The sequence below is a fragment of the Lyngbya confervoides BDU141951 genome (genome assembly GCF_000817775.3).
GTDB lineage: Bacteria > Cyanobacteriota > Cyanobacteriia > Thermosynechococcales > Thermosynechococcaceae > Lyngbya > Lyngbya confervoides.
This window is the reverse complement of record NZ_JTHE03000093.1, coordinates 1-19,574: the sequence shown is the minus strand read 5'-3', so window position 1 is coordinate 19,574 and position 19,574 is coordinate 1. Positions and strand designations below refer to the sequence as shown.

Below are 19,574 nucleotides of genomic sequence, written 5' to 3'. Positions count from 1 at the left end.
CGTATAATAAGGGACGAGATGGCAGGCTGATGTGCCCAAGCCCGTTATGACTCGCTCCCTCCTTTCCCAGGTAAAGTCTCGATTTTAGAGTTGACTATGCTTGACGTTGTCATTATCTTAACGTTCATTGTCCTAGGCTCAGCCGTTGGCTTTCACGGGGTCGAACTGCTCCCTTCCCCTGTTCTCTCCCAAGTGGAAAATTTGAACGGACTGCGCTGGGTAACGGCTGGGTCCAGCGGTCTACTGGGGTTAGCGCTGGGGCTGCTGGCCCAGTCCACCTATCGCCGTCTAGAGCGCAACATTAAGCAGCTGTCCTCTGAGATTTTAATATCCCGATCCGTGGGGCTTGTCCTGGGTCTATTGGTGGCCAACTTGCTGCTGGCTCCCACCTTTTTGTTGCCCTTGCCGAGCGAGGTTTCCTTCATCAAACCGGTTGTGGCCGTCCTGAGCAGCATGATTTTTTCAGTGCTAGGGATGAACTTAGCCGATGTCCACGGTCAAACCATTATTCGACTCATTAATCCCAGTTCCCTAGAGACAATGCTGCTGGCGGACGGGACCCTTAAACCTGCCGTTGCCAAAATCCTGGATACCAGCTGCATCATCGATGGGCGCATTGAGGAACTGCTGCAAACAGCCTTTCTGGAGGGACAAATTCTGGTGCCGCAGTTTGTCCTTCAGGAACTACAGGGCGTGGCCGATGCGGCTAACGATCAAAAGCGCACCCGCGGTCGACGAGGCTTGGATCTGCTCCAAAGACTTCGAGAACGCTATCCAGAGCGGGTGGTGATCCATTCCGCTGACTATGATGAAGTCCCCACCGTTGATGCCAAGTTAGTGCGCTTGGCCCAAGATATTAACGGAGCACTTCTAACCACCGACTATAACCTCAATAAGGTGGCTAATGTGCAGCAGGTTCAGGTCTTAAACGTGAATGACCTGGCCCAGTCACTGCGACCAGTTTACCTCCCCGGTGATAGCCTGGATCTCAAAATCTTGAAAGAAGGGAAAGAGCCAGACCAGGGCATTGGATATCTGGCCGATGGCACGATGGTGGTGGTTGAGGATGGAGAGTCTCATATTGGCAAAAAGCTCTCCGTCGTGGTCACCAGTGCCCTTCAGACCTCGGCAGGGCGAATGATTTTTGCTCGGCCTGTGGTTTCCTCCGCCACCTTATAACTTCCTTGTAATTGCCATCGGGGCATCCGGGTGAAGGGAAAGCCCTAAAAATAGCCCTTAGTGTAACGATCACCTACGTGACGCCCACCAAAGGCTACCTTCAGCGTTGACAAGTTTAGAATGACGGGAAAGGGGCACAACTTACTCAGTTAATCTTAACTGCGACTTTCTGGTCAGCCGCCCTGCGGAAAACAAAGGTTCATAGCCGCTACTTCGCCCGGAATCGCCGCTTTTTGCGCTGTTCTTGAGCTTTTCGCTTTGCTTTTTCCGACGGGGTCTCAAAATGCCGCTTCTTCTTCATATCTGCGAAGATGCCTGCCTGAGAAACCTGTCTTTTAAAACGACGCAGGGCAGATTCAATACTTTCATTGTCATGTAGGATGACTTGAGCCATATGTTTCGTATCTCCGTAGAAGCGCTTCGGGGCGCCAAGTTTTCAAAAAAAAGAAAGTTGTGTATTTTTAGCTTATCAAGCTTTGCTAAAAATACACGTCTCAAGGGATCTTTAATTGATCCATTAAAGACCCTGATGCAGTGTCGCACCCAGACCACGGGCAGGTTTGGCGATGTGGCGCTTGGGTTAGAACTGCGCGTTGCGAGAATTATTCCACCCGCCCGAGGGACGGGGCTCTCTGGGACGAGCTTTGTTTACCTTGATTTCACGACCCATCCATTCGGCGCCATCTAAGGCCTCAATGGCAGCAGTTTCTTCGTCATCCGAGGACATCTCAACGAAACCAAACCCTCGTTTGCGACCTGTTTCACGATCAGTTGGTAACTGAACGCGCTTTACGGAGCCAAATTCCGAAAAAACCTCGTTCACATCGTCCTCCGTTGCCTGGTAGGACAAGTTTCCAACATAAATTGTCATAAACGACTCCAAGTAAACAATGTTGAGAATCAAAATGGATCGGAGCGTTATTGACAACCTGAGCCAGGCTTAACACACAACCGAACACGAAATCTCTTGAGTTGATAGTAAATTACACAGGCCTGTCCCTGCGTAACCACACTATCAGATAGTATCCTAGCGTTTTTTTCTTCTCAAGGGAACAGCCTTGAATCCCTAGAAAAATGGCCCAGGATTCCAGGATTTCCCTGGGGCATGGCAGGAGGTCAAGAGCCAATCTCAAGCATGAACCGTGCCAGATCGAGGCTCCTGCCCTCAGTTTTCTCAGAAGTTTGTGAGACAGAATTTATCAAAAGTTAATGATAAACTCCCATGGCCTTTGCTGCCTCAGCCTATATTGCTCTCAGGGGTTGGGTCGTTGAACTCCCACTTTGATCCAATACAGACCTGTTGATCCTTCACCTGGAGGTGCCCAGATGTTTTTCTCGCCGCAGACCCTAATCACTCGATGTGCAAGCCACGCCGGTTGGCGTTTACTGCGGTGGATTCGCCTGCTTACGGTCTTGACTGGAGTGATGGCGCTGGTTGTACTGGAGGCCCACCAGCCTGCTCAGGCCCAAGGCAGCGGCGCGATGATCGCCACCCTGAATCCCCAAGGCTGGCTTAGGGACGCCCTGACCTGGATTGATCAACAGGGTGCTCTGGGGATTGCTGCTTTTATGCTGCTCTACGTGATCGCCACCGTTGCCTTTTTGCCGGGTTCCCTGCTCACCTTGGGGGCTGGTTTTTTGTTTGGGGTCGCGGAGGGATCGGTGCTGGTATTGGTGAGTGCCACCCTCGGGGCAACCGCTGCCTTTTTGGTGGGACGCTACCTTGCACGGGACTGGGTGGCCCAAAAAATTGCGGGGAATCAAAAATTTGCCGCCATTGACCGCGCTGTGGGGCGAGAAGGCTTTAAGATTGTCCTCCTAACTCGTCTTTCCCCCGTTTTTCCGTTCAACTTACTCAATTACGCCCTGGGTCTGACCCGCGTTTCTCTTAAAGATTACGTTTTGGCCTCGGTGGGGATGCTGCCGGGAACGGTGATGTATGTATACCTGGGGTCCTTGGCAGGCAGCCTAGCGCAAGTTGGCACCCAGGGGCAGCCTGACAATCTCGGGATTCAGTGGGCCCTGAGAATTTTAGGGTTTTTGGCCACCGTGGCGGTAACCGTCTATGTGACTCGCATTGCACGTAAAGCGTTAGAAGAGGAGATCGTTTAACATGGCTCGTTCTGCAATTACCGTTACGCCGATGGACACCTATAATCGGCGGCTGGTGTCCCATGTCCATCCTCAAGATTGGGTCAACCCTGATCCAGCCCCTTGCTACGATCTGGTAGTGATTGGAGCAGGCACTGCCGGTCTGGTAACGGCGGCGGGGGTAGCAGGTCTGGATTTGGGGCTGAAGGTGGCTCTGGTGGAGAAACATCTCATGGGGGGCGATTGCCTCAACGTGGGCTGTGTTCCCTCCAAGGCTCTGATCCGCTCAGCTCGGGTGAGAGGAGAGATCCAGCGTGCGCCGGACTACGGAATTGTCCCTCCAGCTTCCCAGGTTGATTTTTTCGCTGTGATGGAGCGGATGCGACGGCTGCGATCGGGGATAAGTCACCATGATTCAGCGCAGCGGTTCCAGGGCCTGGGCGTTGATGTCTTTCTCGGGGCCGGGGCCTTTATGGAAAACAACACGCTCCAGGTGGGGGAGCATGACCTTCGCTACAAGAAGGCCGTCATTACGACGGGGGCGAGGGCCTTTCGACCCCCCCTGGCCGGTCTAGAAGCGGCTGGCTATTTAACCAATGAAACCGTGTTTTCGCTGACAGAGCAGCCCCAGCGTCTGGCGGTCATTGGCGGCGGCCCCATCGGCTGTGAGCTGGCCCAAACCTTTCAGCGCCTTGGCAGTCAGGTGTTTCTCTTTGAAAGGGGGCCTCAGATTCTGCCTCGGGAAGATCCTGATGCGGCTGAAATTGTCCAGGCCGCGCTGGTTCGCGATGGCATTCAGCTGCGCCTAAACTGTACCCTCCAGCGGGTGAGCGCGGAGGCCGGGGGCAAGGTTTTAACCTTTCGTGAGCATGGGCAGATGCAATCCTTGACTGTGGATGAAATCCTGGTGGGGGCGGGGCGATCACCCAATGTTGAAGGCCTTAATCTGGACAAGGTTGGGGTGGACTACGATCTCCAAAGGGGGGTGAAGGTTAACGACTATCTGCAGACTACCCATCCCCACATCTATGCCGCCGGGGACATTTGTATGGACTGGAAGTTTACCCATGCCGCTGATGCGGCGGCCCGCATCGTGATTAAAAACACGCTCTTTTCTCCCTTCGGACTAGGCCGATCGCGCTTGAGCCAATTGGTGATGCCCTGGGTCACCTACACCGATCCTGAAATTGCCCATGTGGGCCTGTATGAACACCAAGCTCAAGATCAAGGCATAGAAGTCAATACCTTAGTCGTTCCCATGTCTAGTGTTGACCGGGCGATTACCGACGGCGAAACCGAGGGATTTGTCAAAATCCTGCATCCAAAATCCTCTGATCGGATTTTGGGGGCCACGGTGGTGGCCCCCCATGCAGGGGAAATGATCTCCGAAATCACCACCGCCATGGTTGCGCAGGTGGGCTTAAGTCAAATGAGTCGCGTCATTCATCCCTATCCCACCCAGGCTGAAGCCATCAAAAAAGCTGCGGATGCCTATCGGCGCACCCTGCTCACCCCAAGGACAAAGATGCTGCTGAAGGTACTGACTCGGCTGTAAAGACCGGGATTTCAGGCCAGGGGTTTACGCACCGGAACCCCTGGCCGCCTAGGGTAGTGAGAGGGAGTGGGTTGCGTTTTCCTCAGGTAGATGCAGTGACGCTGGCTGGCGGTATAGGGGGTTTGCAGGGGGACAATCTCCACCAGCTCTCCTCCCAGTTGTTGCAGGGCCAAAGATAAATGATGCTCTTCAGCCAGGGTCCACTGTCCCCGATAGAGCACGGCAATGCCCGTCAGATTTAAAAGGGGAAGGCAATATTCCGCACAGGCCACCGGATGGGCAACCGCTCGGATTAAGGCCAGGTCGTAATGACTACGATGGTCGGGGTGGTGTCCCAGCACCTCTGCGCGATCGCAGTGGGGATGAACGTGGGGCATCTGCAGCTGTTTCACAAGGTCTGCCAGGCAGGTCACCTTCTTTTGAATTGAATCGAGCAGAGTCACTTGCCATTGGGGACGAACGATGGCCACCGGTAGTCCGGGAAAGCCTCCCCCTGTACCAATATCAATCGCAGCATGAATCAGGGGCAGATCACTCCCGCAGGCAAAGGGATGATCAGGACTAAGCCAAGGCTGAATGCCGATGAGCGAATCCCATATATGCTTTTCCCAAAACTCCTGTCCATGGGTAAGGCGGGTTAGGTTCACGCTTTGGTTGATCCGCATTAAGGTTTCATAGAGCCGGGTGAAACGCTGGAGTTGATCAGGACTCGGTTCCCAGTGGAGGAGATTCCACCAGTCCAGGGGCATGGGGGTAAGGAGCCAGGGATCACTTGCCATGACCGCTTACCGTTCCGAGGGGTTGGCTAACAGGGCATCGTGACGCTCCATAAGGTCTTGGGGCTGAACGGGATGGAGTTGACCATGGTTTAGGGTCCAGCAGCGATCGGCAATGGGCAGCAGCTCGACGGGGTCGTGGCTCACCACCAGTAAACTCCAATGCTGCTTAATTTTGGCCAGGAGCCTGGTTAACTGCTGACGCATTGACCAGTCCAGTCCAGCCGTGGGTTCATCCATCAGCAGTAGGGCCGGTTGACGAATGAGCTGCACGGCAAGGGCAAGGCGTCGCTGTTGGCCACCACTCAAAGACTGGGGGGAGGTCTTCAAGGACAAATCCCCGAGACCGACTTCTTTGAGAGCCTCGCTCACCTGATCGCTGGTGAGTTCGGGATGACCAAAACGCAGTTCCTCCAAGAGGGTGCCCCCACAAAAGTGACGCTCTGGAAACTGAAAGACCAAGCCAGAGAAACGGCTGAGCTGATCGCTGGGAATCGCTTTGTTATCCCAATAGAGTTCTCCGCGAGAGGGTTTAGACAGGCCTCCTAGAATTTCCAGGAGTGTGCTTTTACCTGATCCACTCGGACCCACTACCAGGCCCATTTGTTGAGGCGCCAACTCCAAAGAAATATTCCACAGTATCGGAGCTGCGGTTGCAGTGGGGTGATAGTTGAGGTTTTTTATTCGCAGCATGGATTCAGCATATATTGAATCATTGGGGCTTGGGAAACTTGCTCCCTGCTTAGTCTGGGATTTGTGATAGGAAAATATGAAGGTTCAGTTTCGAGAAATTAACCCGTTTGATCTTTGGCTTTGGGTTGAGTTTGAATTTGTCCCCTCAGAACAGGAAAAGCAGTACCTAGAAGAAGTATTGGACTCCTGGTTCTTTCTGGGAAAACTCGGTGGATTTAATGCAGAGCGACTTCTGGTACAAGAAGCGGGCTACGAGTTGAGTTACCTGGATTATGAGGTCGCGGACGGCGGCCCCTCAGCGATGATGGCCCTGATGCACAATATGGGGACAGTGGAATATGAAGGCACTTGGGCACGCTGCTGGTTCGACCTCGGTACAAGCGACGCCATTGCCCTGGATATTCTGCTCAATGCCCTGACTCAGTTTAGCCAAGACTATGTGAAACTGATCCAGGTTTGTGTGGGAGGCGAAAATGAGGATTGGCCCGTAGCCCACAGCGAAAGCCGACCTCCCTCCTCCCTCTAGAGGGACAGCTCAGACGGACGGGGCCCTCTGCAAGCTTGAAGGATGAGAACGCAACGCCTTTGACCCGCTAACGAAACATACTGCTCACGGAGGTATCTTCATGAATGCGCCAGATGGTTTCACCGAGGATGCTGGCAACCGAGAGGACGCGCAGCTGAGGGAATGTCGCAATCTGATCCAGGGGCATGGTATTGGTCACAATGACTTCTTCAAACACACCGCTGGAAAGACGATCTGCGGCAGGCGGAGAGAAAACGGCATGGGTGGCACAGGCATAGACCTGTCTTGCACCCTCCTGGCGCAGCAATCGGGCGCCCTCGGAAATTGTCCCAGCGGTATCAATCATGTCATCGACCAGCACAGCTGTCTTGCCCTGGACATCGCCCACCACGTTCATGACTTCAGCCACGTTATGGGCTTGGCGACGTTTATCAATAATTGCTAAGGGGGCATCGTTGAGCTTTTTGGCGAAGGCGCGGGCACGAGCCACACCACCCACGTCCGGCGAAACCACTACGAGATCCGAGAGATCCTTCTGGCGCAGGTAGGTCAAAATGGATGGAGACCCATAGACGTGATCTACGGGGATATCGAAATAGCCTTGAATCTGGGCAGAGTGAAGATCCATGGCTAGAACCCGGCTCGCTCCCGCCTGGGTAATTAAGTTGGCAACGAGCTTAGCGGTGATAGATTCGCGCCCTGCGGTTTTTCGATCGGCTCTGGCATAGCCATAGTAGGGAATCACAGCCGTGACCTGCCGGGCTGAGGCACGGCGACAGGCGTCAATCATGATCAACAACTCCATCAAGTTGTCGTTCACGGGATGGCAAGTGGGTTGAATCAGATAGACGTCACAGCCGCGAATCGATTCTTGAATCTGAACGTAGAGTTCGCCGTCGGCGAATCGCTTGCGAACCATTGGACCCAGATCGACGCCCAGGTAGCGGGCAACTTCTTCAGCGAGGGGTAAATTTGCGGAGCCAGAGAAAATCTTTAGGCGGTTATTCTCAGGCACAAGTGTGCTGGATGACTTGAGCGTCAGGGTGGCAGAACTGATCACAACGGGTCCTGGATTGCTTTCTAGGCAATCTTAGCACCCTAGATTCCTCTGCGGCATTAAATCTATCTACAAGATCTGGCCCAGCATGACGCGAGAAACTTAAGCTGAACTTTTACTGAAATGAACCTGCTTTTAACGGATATTCAACGGACTCAGGAACCCATTCCCCAATCTCCATCCGTCTAAGTGCAGACATCAAACCCGGTGTACTGGATTTGCAGAAACACCAGGCTTGATAGCCGCCCACAGGCTTGCTGGTTAGCGACCTGGACGTCTGCGCTGGAGAAAGTCAGGAATATCAAGCCCACCGCCTTCGCTGCTATCCTCTTCTGCTGCGGGTTTAGCACTGGGGCGAGGGGGAAATCCAGCCGCGGGCCGGGCCCCCCCCTGAGGCTTGCGAGCAGCAGCGACCCGTAGGCGATCTGCACCCTTGGGCGCTTCACTGGTAAACCCTGTGGCAATTACCGTGATCTGGATTTCACCTTGCAGCTTGTCGTCAATCACTGCGCCAAAGATGATATTGGCACTGGCATCAACTACTTCATAGATGGTTTCTGCCGCAGTATTAATCTCGTGGAGGGTGAGGTCATTACCACCGGTAATATTGAAGACCACGCCTTGGGCGCCCTTAATGGAAGATTCCAGAAGCGGTGAATCAATGGCAGCGATCGCAGCTTCCTTGGCCCGAGATTTACCCGAGGCCAGCCCAACCCCCATCATGGCTGAGCCCGCATCGGCCATAACGGCTCGTACATCTGCGAAGTCAACATTCACCAATCCAGGAATGTTGATTATGTCTGAAATCCCCTGAACCCCCTGGCGGAGAATGTCGTCGGCCACACGAAACGCATCTTGAACCGGGGTCTCTTCGGAGATAACCGACAAGATTTTGTCGTTGGGAATCACAATGAGCGTATCGACTCGACTCTGGAGCGCTTTGATGCCCTCTTCCGCCTGACTGATCCGCCGCCGGCCTTCAAAGGTAAACGGGCGAGTGACTACACCCACAGTCAGAGCCCCCATCTCCTTGGCAATCTCTGCCACAATTGGGGCCGCTCCGGTCCCGGTTCCTCCCCCCATGCCACAGGTAATGAAAACCAGATCAGAGTCTGCTAGAGAGGCCGCTAGCTCATCGCGCGACTCCTCTGCTGCCTTTTGGCCAATGGAAGGGTTCCCACCCGCTCCCAGACCCCGCGTTAGCTTTTGTCCCACCTGCAGCTTGTTTTTAGAGGTTGAGCCAGTGAGTGCCTGCGCATCGGTGTTAATACACCAAAACTCAACCCCCGACAGACTACTGGATATCATCCGATTTACAGCATTTCCACCGCCGCCACCGACGCCAATGACCTTAATTCGAGCGGAGCCTTCGGGCAGATGATCCGTTGTGTCTGCCAGCATCTCAGGGCTGAAGAGGGCATCCGTACTATCAGAATTCTGATTGGAGATAATCATGGGTTCAACGGTGGTGGAGTTGCTATCAGAAAAAGAACGGGGAGATACGGAAGCGGAAGCAGAACGAATGCCCTGATCCTCCGGAGAGTCATCTGATAACAAAAAATCAAGATCAAAGGTGGAGAGATCTGGTTGTGCAGTGGGATTGTGTTCTTCTAAAGTCATCGGGGGGCGGGGAGAATTCGCAGCAATTGTTTTTTGTTCAAAAGATTTTAGACCACTATAGGCCAAATTATTCAAAAAACCAATCGAGGGGTCTCGGTTCCAAAGCTAGAATTTATCCCAGGGATAAAAGGCGCCCGATCAACCTTTTTTCTCGATTATTCGGGAGGGAGGTGAGAAAATCAGGAAGACTGGCCACCTCGTCCCTGAGCGATCCCGCTTTATGGCTCTGCAGCAGGTTTGGGGCTGGGAGGAGATTTCAATTCTAAGCTGGGCTGAGTTGGGTCAGACAGATCAATGTAGCGAACTTGCTGGAGATCGACCTGCTGGGGCAGCGATCGCATGCGGTTGAGCGCCTGCAGCTGATCCTCTAGCTTGCCCAGGGAGTTAGAAAGATGCACCGTCCCGAGTTCGGTGTGCAGCTTGATGTTTTTAGGATCTCGCCAGTCTAAATGGTCAATCTGCAGAGGACTGGCAGCCAGCTTCGGGAAGGACTGCCGCCACTGCTGCTGTTTTTGGCGGCTCACCGCGACGGTGTTGGAGTTCGCGGAATCTGGGGATGCCACGGGGGTTAAGAACCCAGAAACTTTAAGCTGAGGCAGCTTTTGGCTCTCCTGCAGGGCTGGATAGCTTGACAGGGGTAGCACAATTCCCCGTTCATCGATTAACCAAGTATCGTCCTTGGGCAGGGCTGCGACAGCGGACCCCGATAATTTACAGCCGCGGCAGGTGGTTTGTGCCACGGGCGATCGCTCCTGGACCACCAAGGTGACCTGGGGCGGAAAGAGCTGACGGGACACGGTGACTTGATCGATGTGAGCATGGGCCTGCAGCGTTCGGCGAATGGTTTGCGGCTCAATTCGGATTAAGGAAGCGGGAATCTGCAGGGGAAGTAGGCGCGCAATGGTTTCGGTGGCAAGCTGGGTATTGCCTAAGATCATCACCTGGTTAAACTGCTGGATTTTCCAGTCCGGTTGACTCAACCCCCACCCCAGGGCCAGGGTCGCGCTCAAGGTAGCCCCAGTTCTCCACAGCTTCTGCAGCGAGCGATTCCGACGCTGCCTTTTAAGCTGCTTTTGGCGGTCCAGAATAGATGCAACACGCTCCTGGGCTGCATCGGTGGAAGAATCCACAGTCTTTTCAACAATCATGGCGGCTGTAAGGGAAGGGGTGTGATGATGAGTTGAATGGCCTCAATCCTAACCCTAAGGGACGATTCCGCCAAGGTTGGGCAGAACAACCTTAAGCTCGAAGCTGATTCGACTCCAAAACTAGCATCCTCGAAAGGGGGCAGGGAAAGGGAGGCAGGAATCGCGTTAGGCCGCCCCGTAGGCCTGCTCAATTTGGCGGATGGCGGTCCAGGCTGAATAGCTGACCCCAGCGGTTCCCTCCCCAGGATGGGTAGAATCTCCCACCAGCCAGAGATTTTGAAAGGGCGTGCGGGTGCTAACGCCAAAGGGTCCAAAGGTAAAGCGACGTTGTCCAATGCCGCCCACAATGCCCCGATGGCGGCCCGTAAATTTTGCAAAGGTTAAGGGGGTAGCCGCTTCTTGGTGAACGATAGTCTCCGATCCCAGATTAAAAAACTGCCCCAACCGCTGCAGGGCCGATTGGGTATAGGCTTGCTTCATCTGCGCATAGTGATCCTGAACGAGAGGATCCTGAACGAGAGGATCCTGGGCGGGGTGATCCTGGATAGGATTGGCCGCCTCAAACCAGCGCTGGGGATCGGTAAAGGAGGAGGCAATAATGGTGGCGTGTCCCTGGGGAGCTCGGCCGTCACCAGGACGGCTAACAGAGACAAAGAGGGAGTTGTTCTCGCCGATGGGACCGTCATAGTCGTAGAGAAATTGTAAATGGGGCGGACAGTGGGTAGGAAGGGCGGTGTCCTTTACGCCCAGGTAGATGACAAACGCTCCCGAGGGAGCCGGTAAACGATCCACACGGGCTTGGTACAGCGGGGGCGCGGGATCTTCCGTGAGGTTAACGAAATCTTGAACGGTCACATTGGCCACAATGCAGTCGGCGGATTCACACCAGACAGTTCCGGTCCGCAGATTCCGAACTTGAATCGCCTGGGCTGATCCCCTGGCCCCCATGATTTTTTCCACGCGATGTCGCATCCGTAGCTCACCCCGGTCTCGCTTGAGGGCCGTGACCAGGGAATTAGCCAGCTCTTGCATGCTGCCCTTGAGGTGATACAAACCAAAGGGGGCCTGGGAAATCCCCAGCGCCGTTGCGGCATAGAGAAGCGCCGTTTGGTCGGCCCCGACCTGGGAGTAGAGCTTAAGCTGCAGGTCAAGAAAGGTTTTAAGACGGCGATCGCCCTCTAATCCATGGGCTTTGAGCAGATCCCCAACGGTTGAAAATAGGTAGGGAAGGGTGGGTAAGGTATCAAGGCGCACCGCACCGATCAGCTGCCTCCAGTCCCACAGGGTTCGCGGGGGAATGACCGGATCACGGCACTGGAACTTCCAGTTAGCCTGGAAGATCTGGGCTAAAACAGTCCAGAAGGATTCACTGCCAGGAAACTGCCTCGTGCGCTCTTGGTGCCACCGCTGCGGATCTCGCCACACCGAGATGGGAGTAGACTCCCCTGGTAAGTACACAGCACAGGCAGGATCGCAGAAGCTTGCCTGCGGCAGCGGTAAATCCAGCGCCTGGAAAATTTGGTGGTGAATGCCACCCGGTTCTAAACCTGCCACCTGGGTGGCCCCTACATCAAAGGTAAAGCCACGGCGTCGGAAGGTTGAGGCGCAGCCTCCGGGCAGGTAGGCCTGATCATAGACCTGCACCTGGTAACCCCGTCTTGCCAGGAGGGCAGCCGCGGTGAGTCCCCCGATGCCCGCACCGATGACAATGGCCTTTGTGCGATGGGAAGAAGGGACGTCAGACACAAACGTTACGAATTAGTTTGAAGTTTCAATACTCAATCTTAACGATTTCTCAAGTCTTCCGGGGGGCGGTATAGGCTGAACATAAGTTTAGCCGCAGGCCATTGGGGATCCGGGGCGCAGAACCCCGCTTTCCCCTGACCTGAGGTTGGGGACCCGATTTCCCCGTTATTCACCCGATCAATCCTTAACCCCTTCCAGCCCTTAACCCTCTCCAGTTCAGTTCGTTGAGACAGGAGTTTACCCATGTCTGATTTCCAGGATTTTCTCAAGCACCGCTATGCCTCAGTGGCTGTGGGAGCCTTTAAGCCCGGAACCTTTGCCCAGGCCCGCCAGCTCTATGAAGCAGCCGTCATGACCTATCAAGACGGATTTGAGGGGGCTTATTTGTTTCAGGAGCCCGGAAGCGACCGCGGGGTTTCGGTGATTTTCTGGGACAATCTAGAGGATATGGAGTCCAGTCAAACCGCAGAACATGAGGCAATCTTGGAGAAAATGGCTCCCCTGTTTGATGGGAAACCGGAAACGCGCATCTATGAGCTGGTGTGCGAAATTAAACCGCCCGTTTCCACTGCGGGTTAAGCGGTGACCCCTGGTCTCAATCCCAGACTGTTTTGATGGATTTATTTCAATTGCGACAGGCCCTGGCCGCGCTCATCATCTTTCCCACGGTGTTTGACGATGAGGTGGGCCAAGCCTTTCAGCGGGCCGTGACGGCGGGCTGTCAGGCCCTCAGCCCCACCTCGGATGCCCACCAGATAGCGCAGGCCCTTGACTCCTGCAGTCGCTGGTGTTTGCTATTGCTCCGGACGGCGCAGTCCTGGCCGCACCATTTAGAGAATCGGCTCCGCTATGCCGATAACCCACTGGCTCAGCAATGTTTCAACCAGACCTTGTCGCCTCAGGCCCTGGCAGGGCTCCAACAGGCGGCCGAACAAGATCTTCAGCAGCTACAGCACATTGCCCAGCATGGGCCTAAGCTGCTCTGGCAGCAGCTGGCCAGAGTTCGTGGAGACCAAATCCCATGGATGCCTATCGGTTCGCAGGTCGCCCCTCTTCTAGGAGAGGAACATTGGCCAGCAGCGCTCCCGGCGCTAATGGCTGGCTTTGAGCGCCATGGAACCGGTCTCCTAGCCCAATACAAAACCCTGCGATGGTGCCAGGGGCAGCTCGTGGGAATTGCTGACCCAGACCCGGTGCGCCTCGATCAGCTGGTGGGCTACGAAGTCCAGCGCGAAAAGCTCTGCCGCAACACAGAGGCGCTTCTCCAGGGGTATCCGGCACTGAATGTGCTTCTTTATGGCGCTAGGGGAACCGGAAAGTCCGCTCTCATTAAGGCTCTGATTCACGACTATGGTGATCGGGGCCTACGACTGATTGAAATTAATAAAGCGGATCTCGTAGATCTGCCCGCCGTTGTGCAGCAGCTGGCGGAGATGCCCCACAAATGTGTCCTCTTCGTCGATGATCTGTCCTTTGAAGCCGATGAGGACCAATACAAAGGACTGAAGGTGGCGCTGGAGGGAACCTTAAGGGCTCGGCCAGCGAACGTCGTGGTTTACGCCACCTCTAATCGCCGTCACCTTCTGCGAGAGTTTTTTGGCGATCGCCCCCGCCCTCAGGATGCAGATGAAATTCATAGCTGGGATACGGTTCAGGAAAAGCTTTCCCTCAGCGATCGCTTTGGCTTATCCCTTACCTTTGAACCGGTTAACCAGGCACAGTATCTCCGTATAGTTGCTCATCTAGCCCAGCGGGCTGGACTACACATTGATCAAGCAGACCTAGACTTCAGGGCCTTGCAGTGGGCCAGTCAGCAAAATGGCCGCTCCGGCCGCACTGCCCAACAATTTATCCAGGCCCTGGAGGCTGAGCTTAATCGGGTTGACCCTGACTCTGCGGGAAGGTTCGTTTAAACTCGTCAATCAAGTCGTCAATTTCCTCTAGGGCTTGATTGACATCAATGCGTAAGGTGCCCAGATTAGGTTCATCCAAAAGCCGCACCAGACTGGCTCGCTTTTGGGATAGGGTTGTCATCCAGGCCTGCAACTTTAGGGTATCGATCATAATTTTGGCTGACTTTGCTTGCGATCCACCGGCTTTGAACCCCTATTGTAGAAGATTTTGCTCTGGAGTTCGAAATCCCAATCCGCCGCATTTATTCACCGCATTTACAGGTTGAAAATCTAAGCTAAGCTAGGGGTGAATTCAACGAAGGTATTCTCTGTGCGTTACCGCTCCACGGTCAGTCTCTGTCTTCTGGTTCTTGGGCTGGGTCTACCCTTGACTCCAGCGATGGGTCAAAGCGTGTTGCCCCACACGGTGGAACTGCGCGAAGAGGATCTCCAGCAAACTGGGGTCAGGCTCCTTCGCGAAGCGTTTCAACTCTCCCAGTTTAATCAAGTGCCGCTGGCCTTAGCACGAGCGGAGTTAGCCGTGCAGCTCATTCCAGAGGAAGCCGATGCCTGGTCCCTTCTGGGAGGACTCTACCTAAACGCTGAGAAGCTCGACCAAGGAATTCGCGCCCTGGAAACGTCGCGACGGCTGAACGCCAAGAACGCGGGCGTTCACTTTAGTTTAGGATCGGCCTACTTTCGCAAAGAACAGTATGCGCGAGCAGAGCAGATCTTGCTGGCGGGGCTAAAGATCAAGCCAGACACCGCAGATGCTCGCTTTGATTTAGGCAATGTTTACTACAAACAGTTAGAGTACGACCAAGCCATTGCCCAGTACCAACAGGCCTTTAAATTAGATGAAAAGCTCTGGCCAGCCATTAACAATATTGGGCTGGTGCAGTACGAAGCAGGTCAGCGTGATCAAGCCATGGAGAGTTGGCGCGCTGCTCTAAAGCTGGATGAAACCGCCAGTGAGCCGAAGTTGGCCCTAGGCGTTGCCCTGTTTACGCTGGGGGATAAAACCGAGGGGATTCGTCTAGCCCAAGAAGCTTTGGTCCAGGATAGTCGCTATGCAGAAATCGACTTTCTCATTGAGAATCTCTGGGGTGAGCGGCTTATTGCAGATACCAAACCCCTGCTGAATACGCCCTCGGTCAGGGCCTCCCTTTCGTCTGTCTCTGCCCCACTTCCCGAAGAGAATGAGTGAATTGGGGCAGGGAGATTGCGCCAGTGTTCAGATTCGGGCAGCCCAAGGCACAGATGCGGCCTCCGTTGCGGCCTTGTTAAGCCTCACCTTTTACCCCCAGCGCGGATGGCGCGCCCTGCTGACCCCAGTGATGCAAATGGGCATGCAGCATGAGTTGCTCACCCGCCTGCAAAGCCTGACCCCTGAGATCTACGTTTGCCTGCTTTGCGAGAAAAAGCAAGGCCGGTGGTCGCAATTACTCGGGACCGTTGAATTAAGCCAGCGCCCTGTGCAGGTGCCAGGTCAGTCTCGCCAGAGGGTTCCCTACATCTCCAACCTGGCGGTTCACCCTCAATACCGACACCAGGGCATCGGTGAACGCCTGCTGCAATCCTGCGAGAGCGTTTCCCGTCACTGGCAAGCCTCGGCCCTCTATCTCCACGTTCGCTCCGAAAATCGACCGGCCCAGGCTCTCTACCTAAAACTGGGGTATCAGAAGTATCGGGAACCTCCTACGGCGGCTCGCTATCTATACCGAAAGGACCTGCATACAGCATGTTCCGAGCCGGCTGTCATGATTCATGGATAAAAATTACTCATCTATTTCCAAGATCGGGCATACTAGTATTAATCTTTGTTTACGTGTTGGAAATTAACCCCTGAATTCAGTCTTGCGCAAAAATTCATCCCAGAGTGCCACTGGCCATTTTTGAATTATTTGTTAAGATTTAATTAAGGTTTAATTTCGCCACTTGACAGGGCGTCAAATATGGTTTATGCCGAAAACAATGTCTCAATGGTTGGCTTGACTCCACGTTCCGCAAGTCGATCGAATTCTGACCTTACAATTTTTTGCGATCTCGATGGCCCGCTGATTGATGTGTCGCGGCGATACTACAAAACCTATCGACTTGCGATCGTAGAGACAGTTTATTACTATCAAGCCCAGGGGATAACCTTGCAGCTACTGCCGGTTGAGCAGGATCGTTTTTGGCACATGAAGCTGGAGCGGATTCCCGACCGAGACATTGCAGCCCGGACGGGGTTTCGGGGGGCGCAAATTGACGTATTTTTAGATACGGTGCGGCGGTTGGTAAATCAGCCGATCATGCTCCAAGAGGATCGACTTCAGACCTGGGCAGTAGAGGCTTTAGAGTCGTTGACTCAAGCGGGTGCTAGCCTCTACCTAGTAACGCTGCGGGAGCGTCAGCAAGCCATGCAGAGCCTGAAGCGATTTGGCATCTATCACTATTTCACGGAAGTTTACGGAACCGACGACGAGTTTTCTGCCTACGACAACTACGTGGAATGTAAAGCCGTTATGTTGTCCCGGCTTATGGAGTCGCTGCGTCTGTCCTCTGGGGATGAGGTCTGGATGATCGGAGATACAGAGGCAGATATTTTATCTGCTAAATCCCTGGGAATTCCGGCCATTGCCCTGAGCTGCGGGATGCGTAGCTCAGAATATCTACGGCGCCTAGAACCGGCCCATGTTTTCAGAGACCTTTCCCAAGCAGCTCATCAGGTGATCTACGGCGCTGCCGCAGCCTAGAACCGCCGCAGCCTAGAACGACTCCCCTTACAGCGACTAAGAGGAAGTCGCGAGGTTAGGCGCTAACTGAACAGGGAATTGGGTTCTTACAAGCTTAGATCAGCGATATTTACGGCTGTAAACGGCGCGATCGCCGTTAAGGGGGGATTGTTGAGGCTGGGTAAAGGGGGTTAAACGAGGATTGGACGATAGGCCCACGCCCGAGGAGCTTACCGTATCTGGCTCTTGCAAATACTCCAAGTTAAGGCGATAGCCAACATTGCGCACGGTTTGAATGAGCTGGGGCTGTTGCGGCGAGATCTCGATTTTTTTACGCAGAGAGAGGACGTGGGTATCAACGGTGCGCGGATTGTCGATATTGTCGGGCCAGGCTCGCTCTAACAGTTCGCTACGGCTCAAGGCCTTGCCTTCTGCCTGAGCCAGAACAAAAATCAAACTAAATTCCTGGGGCGTGAGTTCCACGAGTTCTCGATTGTAGTGAACCCGCCGCTGAACCAGATCAATCCGGAGATCCCCATAACGCAGCTGGGAAGGCAGGACCGGACGGGAGCGACGCTCTAGAGCGTGAATACGGGCTAGGAACTCTTGGATGCCAAAGGGCTTGCGAAGATAATCGTCGGCTCCGGCCCCTAGCCCTTTGACCACATGATTTTCATTGTTTTCAGCGGAGATAAAGAGAATCAGCGGACCATTTTGGCGATGCAGCCAACGACAGAGCTCTAAACCATGACCATCCGGTAAGTCCGAGTCAATGACCACCAAATTGGGGCGCTGCTTCAGGAAGACATCCCGGCCCTGGTGCATGTTGGCTGTAAGATGGACAGAGTAGCCATTTTGCTGAAGATGCCATCCTAGCAGGGAGCGAAGATGGGGATTTCCTTCAACGACTTGCACATGGGTAGGTGCCATGGTGCTGAATCACATAAACGATGAGTGTTAAGGTCACCGTAGCAAATCTTTGCAAAACTAACGGTAGCTGTGGCTACTTTCGTTTGTTTTGCCAGGGTTTCCCTGGGATCAGTCCTTAGAAGGCTCAATTGGGGTAAGGTTCCGCTAAATTACCCCAAGCCTTCCAGATTCAATCCAGAGGCGACCTGCGCTAGATGGAACCGGTCTCGGAAGGAGGAGATCGGGGGAATCAGCCCCAATACGGGCACCTGGGTGAGATTCTCTAAGAGCCAGGGCGGGGTGAGATCCTCGATCTGGTGTAGTGCAGTCTCGGACTGGCTGCTGAGGATAATTCCCTTGAGTTGGAGACCCACCTGGCGCGCCAGGGCCACATTCGCAACCGCTTGCCCCAGAGACCCCAGCCGCACCGGGACGACTAGGACCGTGGGGAGTCGCCAGTCCCGCGCCAGATCCGCAACGGTGATCTCGTAGGTGATTGGCGTACCGAGTCCACCCACCCCCTCAATCCAGATCTGATCAAAGCGCTTCTGAAGCAATTCCAGGGTGTGCCACACTTGAGTTAAATCTACCGTGCGCTGTTCCCGCTCCGCTGCAATCGGCGGCGCCAGGGGCTGCTCGTACCACAGGGGGGTGATCTCCTGAGACGACTGATCCAAAGAGAAGTGGGTTTGATAGAATTCGCGATCGCCGACCCCTGACTGAAGCGGTTTAAAGATTGCAGTTTTCAGGTGAGGCCGGTGGATTTGCCAGTAGGCAGCCAGTAACGCCGTCAGAACCGTTTTGCCCACACCCGTATCGGTTCCAGAAATTAACAGTTGTTGCGCCACAAAAATTGTTCCAAACGATGTGCTGCGCCAGTCAGACTGGGGGAAGGGGAAGGCTGAAAACAACTGCTTCCCAGAGTAATGTCAAGGAGGGCCGGGGTCGGAGTCTTCTGTCTTGAGCCCCAGCAGCATCAGGTCCCCACGACTATCCGGGGTCGACCCAGCGTCCATCGGCCTTGATCAACTGAATCAGCTCAGTCACGCCCTCGCTTTCGGGAACTTTTTTAACTTCCTCCCGCCCACGATATAGGGAAATGAAGCCGGGCTGTTTGCCCACATAGCCATAGTCCGCATCGGCCATTTCTCCAGGGCCATTCACAATGCAGCCCATGACGGCAATATCCAGACCAGTCAGGTGTTGGGTGGCGGCGCGCACTTGATGCAGCACCTCCTCCAGATTAAAAAGCGTCCGACCGCAGGAGGGACAGGCCACGTATTCCACCATGGTTTTCCGCAGTCCCAGGGCCTGTAAAATGCTATAGCAAACCGGAATTTCTTTTTCCGGGGCCTCAGTTAAGGAGACACGCAAAGTATCGCCAATGCCTTCTGCCAAAAGTGTGGCAATTCCCGCAGTGGACTTAATGCGACCATACTCTCCATCTCCGGCTTCGGTCACCCCAAGATGCAGGGGATAATCCATACCCAGCTCATCCATGCGCCGCGCCATGAGTCGGTAGGCTGCCAGCATTACGGGCACCCGCGAGGCTTTCATGGAAACCACGAGGTTGTAAAAGTCTAAGGATTCGCAAATTCGAATGAATTCCAGGGCTGATTCCACCATACCCTCGGGAGTATCTCCATAGGTAAAGAGCATGCGCTC

Annotated in this window: 21 protein-coding genes; 9 read left to right on the top strand and 12 right to left on the bottom strand. The window is 54.3% G+C overall.

The annotated features are described in order from the left end of the window. Window positions 1-96 precede the first annotated feature (96 nt). Window positions 97-1,179, top strand: coding sequence for a PIN/TRAM domain-containing protein (locus tag QQ91_RS16380; protein WP_166283102.1), 1,083 nt, complete (start codon window positions 97-99; stop codon window positions 1,177-1,179). Window positions 1,180-1,387: 208 nt separating this feature from the next. Here the strand turns inward: QQ91_RS16380 and rpsU are convergent, their stop codons facing one another. Both rpsU and rbp read right to left on the bottom strand, forming a co-directional pair. After that, window positions 1,388-1,573 carry a 30S ribosomal protein S21 gene (gene rpsU, locus QQ91_RS16375; RefSeq protein WP_166283100.1) on the bottom strand — a complete coding sequence of 62 codons (186 nt, stop codon included), beginning with the start codon at window positions 1,571-1,573 and terminating at the stop codon, window positions 1,388-1,390. A 186-nt stretch (window positions 1,574-1,759) separates the two neighbouring features. Next, window positions 1,760-2,050 carry an RNA-binding regulator gene (gene rbp / locus QQ91_RS16370; RefSeq protein ID WP_166283098.1) on the bottom strand — a complete coding sequence of 97 codons (291 nt, stop codon included), beginning with the start codon at window positions 2,048-2,050 and terminating at the stop codon, window positions 1,760-1,762. 611 nt (window positions 2,051-2,661) lie between these two features. On the opposite strand from rbp, the gene QQ91_RS16365 reads away from it, so the two are divergent. Next, window positions 2,662-3,291, top strand: coding sequence for a TVP38/TMEM64 family protein (locus QQ91_RS16365; RefSeq protein WP_236096210.1), 630 nt, complete (start codon window positions 2,662-2,664; stop codon window positions 3,289-3,291). A gap of 1 nt (window position 3,292) precedes the next feature. Continuing rightward, window positions 3,293-4,825 (top strand): mercuric reductase, encoded by a 1,533-nt coding sequence (locus QQ91_RS16360; RefSeq protein WP_166283096.1) that lies wholly within the window; start codon window positions 3,293-3,295, stop codon window positions 4,823-4,825. Between the two features lie 11 nt (window positions 4,826-4,836). Here the strand turns inward: QQ91_RS16360 and rsmG are convergent, their stop codons facing one another. Together rsmG and QQ91_RS16350 are read right to left on the bottom strand one after the other, a co-directional pair. After that, window positions 4,837-5,604, bottom strand: a complete 768-nt coding sequence (gene rsmG, locus QQ91_RS16355; protein WP_236096205.1) for a 16S rRNA (guanine(527)-N(7))-methyltransferase RsmG — start codon at window positions 5,602-5,604, stop codon at window positions 4,837-4,839. Window positions 5,605-5,610: 6 nt separating this feature from the next. After that, complete coding sequence (locus tag QQ91_RS16350) at window positions 5,611-6,294, bottom strand: ABC transporter ATP-binding protein (protein WP_166283094.1); 684 nt, start codon at window positions 6,292-6,294, stop codon at window positions 5,611-5,613. A gap of 76 nt (window positions 6,295-6,370) precedes the next feature. Here QQ91_RS16350 and QQ91_RS16345 point away from each other — a divergent pair, with 76 nt between their 5' ends. Further along, complete coding sequence (locus QQ91_RS16345; protein ID WP_166283092.1) at window positions 6,371-6,820, top strand: DUF3531 family protein; 450 nt, start codon at window positions 6,371-6,373, stop codon at window positions 6,818-6,820. 67 nt (window positions 6,821-6,887) lie between these two features. Here QQ91_RS16345 and QQ91_RS16340 read toward each other — a convergent pair whose 3' ends face one another. From QQ91_RS16340 to crtD, 4 genes are all read right to left on the bottom strand, one after another. Further along, window positions 6,888-7,880 (bottom strand): ribose-phosphate pyrophosphokinase, encoded by a 993-nt coding sequence (locus QQ91_RS16340; protein WP_166283090.1) that lies wholly within the window; start codon window positions 7,878-7,880, stop codon window positions 6,888-6,890. Window positions 7,881-8,138: 258 nt separating this feature from the next. Continuing rightward, window positions 8,139-9,278: a cell division protein FtsZ gene (gene ftsZ, locus QQ91_RS16335; RefSeq protein WP_201277483.1), complete on the bottom strand. Its 1,140-nt coding sequence runs from the start codon at window positions 9,276-9,278 to the stop codon at window positions 8,139-8,141. Between the two features lie 437 nt (window positions 9,279-9,715). Further along, window positions 9,716-10,645 carry a cell division protein FtsQ/DivIB gene (locus QQ91_RS16330; protein WP_166283088.1) on the bottom strand — a complete coding sequence of 310 codons (930 nt, stop codon included), beginning with the start codon at window positions 10,643-10,645 and terminating at the stop codon, window positions 9,716-9,718. Between the two features lie 165 nt (window positions 10,646-10,810). Then, window positions 10,811-12,391 (bottom strand): C-3',4' desaturase CrtD, encoded by a 1,581-nt coding sequence (crtD, locus tag QQ91_RS16325; RefSeq protein WP_166283086.1) that lies wholly within the window; start codon window positions 12,389-12,391, stop codon window positions 10,811-10,813. 243 nt (window positions 12,392-12,634) lie between these two features. Here crtD and QQ91_RS16320 point away from each other — a divergent pair, with 243 nt between their 5' ends. Together QQ91_RS16320 and QQ91_RS16315 are read left to right on the top strand one after the other, a co-directional pair. Beyond that, on the top strand, window positions 12,635-12,970 hold the full coding sequence (locus QQ91_RS16320) for an antibiotic biosynthesis monooxygenase family protein (protein ID WP_166283084.1): 336 nt from the start codon (window positions 12,635-12,637) through the stop codon (window positions 12,968-12,970). Between the two features lie 35 nt (window positions 12,971-13,005). Beyond that, a complete protein-coding gene (locus tag QQ91_RS16315) occupies window positions 13,006-14,304 on the top strand; it encodes an ATP-binding protein (protein ID WP_166283082.1) in 1,299 nt (432 codons plus the stop codon). On the opposite strand, the gene QQ91_RS16310 is transcribed toward QQ91_RS16315, so the two are convergent. Next, window positions 14,264-14,425 (bottom strand): hypothetical protein, encoded by a 162-nt coding sequence (locus QQ91_RS16310; RefSeq protein ID WP_201277481.1) that lies wholly within the window; start codon window positions 14,423-14,425, stop codon window positions 14,264-14,266. The genes QQ91_RS16315 and QQ91_RS16310 overlap by 41 nt on opposite strands. A 258-nt stretch (window positions 14,426-14,683) precedes the next feature. Between QQ91_RS16310 and QQ91_RS16305 the strand changes: the two genes are divergently transcribed. From QQ91_RS16305 to QQ91_RS16295, 3 genes are all read left to right on the top strand, one after another. Then, window positions 14,684-15,490: a tetratricopeptide repeat protein gene (locus QQ91_RS16305; protein WP_201277482.1), complete on the top strand. Its 807-nt coding sequence runs from the start codon at window positions 14,684-14,686 to the stop codon at window positions 15,488-15,490. Beyond that, window positions 15,483-16,058, top strand: a complete 576-nt coding sequence (locus tag QQ91_RS16300; protein WP_166283078.1) for a GNAT family N-acetyltransferase — start codon at window positions 15,483-15,485, stop codon at window positions 16,056-16,058. The genes QQ91_RS16305 and QQ91_RS16300 overlap by 8 nt, the downstream gene beginning before the upstream one ends. Before the next feature lie 216 nt (window positions 16,059-16,274). Beyond that, complete coding sequence (locus QQ91_RS16295; RefSeq protein ID WP_201277480.1) at window positions 16,275-17,021, top strand: HAD family hydrolase; 747 nt, start codon at window positions 16,275-16,277, stop codon at window positions 17,019-17,021. A gap of 99 nt (window positions 17,022-17,120) precedes the next feature. Here the strand turns inward: QQ91_RS16295 and QQ91_RS16290 are convergent, their stop codons facing one another. From QQ91_RS16290 to ispG, 3 genes are all read right to left on the bottom strand, one after another. Next, window positions 17,121-17,930, bottom strand: coding sequence for a response regulator transcription factor (locus QQ91_RS16290; protein WP_166283074.1), 810 nt, complete (start codon window positions 17,928-17,930; stop codon window positions 17,121-17,123). A gap of 149 nt (window positions 17,931-18,079) precedes the next feature. Further along, entirely contained in the window at window positions 18,080-18,757 is a 678-nt protein-coding gene (bioD, locus tag QQ91_RS16285; RefSeq protein WP_166283072.1) for a dethiobiotin synthase, read from the bottom strand. Window positions 18,758-18,899: 142 nt separating this feature from the next. Next, window positions 18,900-19,574 (bottom strand): (E)-4-hydroxy-3-methylbut-2-enyl-diphosphate synthase (gene ispG / locus QQ91_RS16280; RefSeq protein ID WP_166283070.1); only part of this gene is annotated, 675 nt, incomplete at its 5' end.

Coding starts and splice junctions, on each gene's coding strand:
- QQ91_RS16380 (WP_166283102.1), top strand. CDS start 97: ATGCTTGACGTTGTCATTATCTTAACGTTCATTGTCCTAGGCTCAGCC.
- rpsU (WP_166283100.1), bottom strand. CDS start 1,573: ATGGCTCAAGTCATCCTACATGACAATGAAAGTATTGAATCTGCCCTG.
- rbp (WP_166283098.1), bottom strand. CDS start 2,050: ATGACAATTTATGTTGGAAACTTGTCCTACCAGGCAACGGAGGACGAT.
- QQ91_RS16365 (WP_236096210.1), top strand. CDS start 2,662: ATGATCGCCACCCTGAATCCCCAAGGCTGGCTTAGGGACGCCCTGACC.
- QQ91_RS16360 (WP_166283096.1), top strand. CDS start 3,293: ATGGCTCGTTCTGCAATTACCGTTACGCCGATGGACACCTATAATCGG.
- rsmG (WP_236096205.1), bottom strand. CDS start 5,604: ATGGCAAGTGATCCCTGGCTCCTTACCCCCATGCCCCTGGACTGGTGG.
- QQ91_RS16350 (WP_166283094.1), bottom strand. CDS start 6,294: ATGCTGCGAATAAAAAACCTCAACTATCACCCCACTGCAACCGCAGCT.
- QQ91_RS16345 (WP_166283092.1), top strand. CDS start 6,371: ATGAAGGTTCAGTTTCGAGAAATTAACCCGTTTGATCTTTGGCTTTGG.
- ftsZ (WP_201277483.1), bottom strand. CDS start 9,278: ATGCTGGCAGACACAACGGATCATCTGCCCGAAGGCTCCGCTCGAATT.
- QQ91_RS16330 (WP_166283088.1), bottom strand. CDS start 10,645: ATGATTGTTGAAAAGACTGTGGATTCTTCCACCGATGCAGCCCAGGAG.
- QQ91_RS16320 (WP_166283084.1), top strand. CDS start 12,635: ATGTCTGATTTCCAGGATTTTCTCAAGCACCGCTATGCCTCAGTGGCT.
- QQ91_RS16315 (WP_166283082.1), top strand. CDS start 13,006: ATGGATTTATTTCAATTGCGACAGGCCCTGGCCGCGCTCATCATCTTT.
- QQ91_RS16310 (WP_201277481.1), bottom strand. CDS start 14,425: ATGACAACCCTATCCCAAAAGCGAGCCAGTCTGGTGCGGCTTTTGGAT.
- QQ91_RS16305 (WP_201277482.1), top strand. CDS start 14,684: ATGGGTCAAAGCGTGTTGCCCCACACGGTGGAACTGCGCGAAGAGGAT.
- QQ91_RS16300 (WP_166283078.1), top strand. CDS start 15,483: ATGAGTGAATTGGGGCAGGGAGATTGCGCCAGTGTTCAGATTCGGGCA.
- QQ91_RS16290 (WP_166283074.1), bottom strand. CDS start 17,930: ATGGCACCTACCCATGTGCAAGTCGTTGAAGGAAATCCCCATCTTCGC.